At 30.7% G+C, this 4,366-nt stretch carries 3 protein-coding genes; all 3 read right to left on the bottom strand.

From position 1 onward, the window contains the following. Positions 1-522, bottom strand: a 522-nt coding sequence (locus D0T56_RS16415; RefSeq protein WP_185153902.1) for a hypothetical protein, incomplete at its 3' end; no start/stop codon positions are given. Then, positions 515-1,684 (bottom strand): hypothetical protein, encoded by a 1,170-nt coding sequence (locus D0T56_RS16410; RefSeq protein ID WP_185153901.1) that lies wholly within the window; start codon positions 1,682-1,684, stop codon positions 515-517. The genes D0T56_RS16415 and D0T56_RS16410, both read right to left, overlap by 8 nt. A gap of 86 nt (positions 1,685-1,770) precedes the next feature. Beyond that, a complete protein-coding gene (locus D0T56_RS16405) occupies positions 1,771-4,344 on the bottom strand; it encodes a BspA family leucine-rich repeat surface protein (protein ID WP_163321250.1) in 2,574 nt (857 codons plus the stop codon). Positions 4,345-4,366: the final 22 nt, after the last annotated feature.

Genomic DNA, 4,366 nt, shown 5'->3' with positions numbered 1-4,366 from the left:
TAAAAATGTAATACCACTATTATATTTCATCTTATTACTACCTGTACCATTCTTATCTTCACACTTACATTTACAATCTATATCAGGCATCCAAAGAGGATAATTTTCTTTGCACTCACACAAAAAATCAATTAATTGCTGTGTAAGTAGTTGTGCATCATCTTTCAACCATTGGCGCAATTGCCCTACATCTTTAAGTGTTGTAGCATTTGAGTTTTCAGATTCTAATGATGTGATACCCTTATTACTTATCTTAGACCAATGGAAGGGTAAACCCTGATAGACAGTCCACATTGCTAATGGTGGTGCAATCTTCAATATCAAATCACCATTTTCAGGGGTTAATGTATTATTCTTTATTTGGTCTTCCAACTCAGATAATAATGCAACACCCAAAATTTCATTGATATAAAGTTTCTGAGCAATTGAAATATATGGTACAAATTCAGTTACATCAGTGTTATCAGTGATGGGTGAATATTGTTTAAGTAGTTTCTCATTAATTAATACTATCTCATTCATTTATGTTGTCGTTTATTTCTTCGATTATTTCTTCATCATCCTTTTGTTGTTCCAATTCCCTAATTTTTTCAACTATTGGTAAATCTATTATAGTAAGTTCAGAATCGTAATTTCTTTTAACAAATTGATTTATTACATTTAAAACCTTGTTCCTGTAATTCTGAATAACAGTGTACGAGAATAATACATAAGAATTTATTATTTCGTTGGCATTCCCAGATAAGTTACCACTACCTGATACACCTGCTAATGTAGGAGAACTTAACCTATGTGCTGTCATTATTTTTTGCATTATAATATCATTCACTGCATTATATAAATCTGCATTGTCTGATGCTTGGAATTTCTCAATCTTCATTTGATTTTCTATTGATTGATTCCAAAGCACTAATATATTATTGGCAGAATCGACACCACTATATGTATTATTTAGATTGCGTTGAAAGGCTTCTTTTTCTTCATCACTTGGGTCTGAGGGCATCAAAAATATTGAAGATGGTGTAAAATTATTGTTGATGGCATTATTATAGAATTTTGACAATAAACCATCAGCATCTACATAATTTATTGCACCATACCAATCAGGTAGTGAATAATATGGTAGGTTAGGCATATAGCTGTTATACACATATAAATAGGGTTGTCCTTTGGTTGGGGTTTCAGAACCCCACGATGGTAATATTATTGGCTGAACATTCGATTTTGAAAAATCATTAGATATGAAATATTCTGTTATACTCCCAAATTCATTATATTCACCACACCTTACAGTTGAATAATCCTGATGGTATAGGCTTACACTTTTATTATCCTCATTCAATATTATCTGAAAAGAGAAAGAGCCAAATATTATATAGTCTGTGAATATTTTTTCGAAAAATGTATTCCAATCTTCGTAAAGGTTTGGTTGACCTACATACTTATTGTTAGTGCTTTCAACGCCTGCACCACAACTATAAGTTATCTTAGATTTAATAATAGAACTATTAACAGAAGATGCAGCATTTAACTCAAGAATGAATTGAGGAAATTTATTATCCTTACCAAATTTCACATACCCTTTTGATGTATCAACTTTAAATGTTGGGTATGTGGGTACATTGTCTGTCAGCTTAACAGTAGTATATGAGAGTTTTGTATTATTTATTGCTTTTTTAGCCATTAATATCAATTTATGATATTGATATTTAGATATTAATAAGAAAGGGCAACATGAACGTTGCCCCTTACATATACAATTTATATTAATTACTTCCAATCAGATGGTAAACTATCATAATCAGTTAATGATGTGCAATTTCTTAATGCTTCTTTGTGTAGCACATTTGCAGGTAATGCATTAATTAATGATTGCCCTGTACCTGTCAATTTATTACAATGTCTAAACATATAATTTACATTGCTCACATTGGATAAATTGATATTTGACACAAAATCATCAAGATTCATATTTAAATTTGTGCAATATTCAAACATAAAATCACTTCTCAATATATTATTTTGATTTCTAAATAATTCCAAAGGAATTGATGTTAAATAATAACAACTAGCAAACAAGCTGTCTACATTTGTTATTTGGGGATTGTTTACAAAGAAATCTTTATCTATACTTGTTATTTTGGTAACCCTAACCATTCCTAGTACATTTTTTAAATCAGGCATATTCTCAAGTAAACCATTAGGCAATGTATCTAAATTTCTTGCATCATTGAACATACCACCTACATCTGTAACCTTTGTGTTGTATTTAAATATATCAGATGGTATTGTTGTTATTTGGTTCATTTTAAATAAATTACTCATATTTGTAATATCTGGACAATAATCAAACGTATTTGGGTGTACAACAGCAAGTTTACTTGCATTAAACATTGAACTTACATTTTCCAATTTTGTATTCTTATATAATAAGTCACTTGGATAATCAGTAATGTTGGTGTATGCAAATAAATTACTTGCATTTTTCAAATTTACCAATGGGTCTAATAATCCCTGTGGAATTTCATCTATATAGCTTTGAGCAAAACAATATGCTATATTTTCAACTGTTGGGCATAATGAGAACATATCTGCTTCAATTGTTGGTGCTACTTTATGCTTATAGAATTGTCCCCCAACATTTTTTAATTTGGGCAAGTTCCTATAATAATACTTACTGATTGTTGGTACATAAGTACCCCCAAAAACAGTAGTAACAGATTCAAGATTTGTCAAACCTTGAAGAAAATCAACATCAATACTTGTTAAACCTGTATTTTGCAATAGATAATTAATGTTGGTTGCTTTCTTCCAACTGCTTATTAATGTTGGTGATACTGATGTTATGTTGCTCGCATTGAAAAACATATCAACAGACTGTTCTAAATTAGGGGCAATAAAATCATTTGGTAATTCTGTCAGGTTCAATTGGTTTTCACCAAAATTAGACAAGTCAGTGACACCATACATTTCAAATTTATTAACTGCACTTAATACCTTAGTTGATTGATTATTAAATGCAATATGCCTTACTATATGGTTATTGTCATTAATTGTAATCCTGTAAGTCCCTTTTTTAGAGAATGTATGTGCAGGGATATTCAAATATCTGTCATATTCTTGCCCTGCTGTTGTAGTTGTCCCATCACCCCAATCAACAGTAACGTACCCTTTTGCATCCAATAATTTAGTCATTGTAACAGGATTTGATAAAGTAAAATTATCACTTGGTATATCAAACTCAACAATTACTTCTGACTGTAATGGGTCTTTATGGCAGGTGACATAGACCTTATTATCTATAACTACTAAATCAATTATTTCTGATTGACCTGCTTTCAAATTAAAGTCAGTATTAGTTACATTAATAATGTTATCTCCTGTGATATATATGTTGCAATCTTTGTTGGTGTAAACTATAATCTTTGCAGTAGCACCATTAACTATATTATTAATAGTTATATAGTTAGTTGTATTCACAACTTCTGCATCATATACAATATTTCTATGATTTAAATCTAATGGTGTAAAATGATAATAATATGACAGAGGTTTATTTGTTGTTGCAATTGTTGCAATCTCATTATCTGATTCAGAACTATTACCATAATAAGCCTTTCCTCCATTCATATTTTGAAGTGTAATATTATCATTTGGCTCTGTGGTTGCGATAGTAACACCATCTGCGTGACATACAATACTATTGCCACCTTGTGAGCCACCAACCCACGCAATACCTGCCATATCCCCTGTTGATGATATGGCTACATCTTTATTGTTTTCACCATTGAAAACAAAATTAGAAGTATCAGGAATATCACCCACTGTCGCAATCTCATTGACAGGGTCAATGCCACGAACCCTATTCTTAATGTAATAAGAAGTAGAATCCAATATATTTTTTTGTCCTGTTAATACAATTTCATCTTCTGTAATTTCAATTCTGTTAGCAGCTTTATTAGAGGTTGCACTTTGTGCTTCAATTGTCAAAATATTTTGAGTCATTGATATAGAAGTATTGGCTGTATTTCTTCCACTTTGAGGCACAACAATATCAACCCCATCAGGATTATTCCCATTTACAACACATACCCCTTTGTTTTCTTTGGCATTAATCATTGCATCAATCTGTGACTTGGTGTATGTGGTTGCCTTATCTGCTTTCAAATTTAGTTTTGCATCAGTTTCTGTCTTGGTATAAGTCGTTGATTGAGGGGCAAATGTATTATAAGAATCTTCAGTTATATATAATAATGTATCTTGTAATCCTTGACCTGTTATTTCATTATTTTCATTTTCATATACATTAGCCTTGATTATATCAATTGTGTCTTGTTTAGCCATATCAAATTTTAATATATTGATA

The sequence above is a fragment of the Dysgonomonas sp. 520 genome (assembly GCF_010501095.1).
Classification (GTDB): domain Bacteria; phylum Bacteroidota; class Bacteroidia; order Bacteroidales; family Dysgonomonadaceae; genus QVMP01.
Note: the sequence above shows the minus strand (reverse complement) of the source record. Positions and strands in the feature narration are given on the sequence as shown.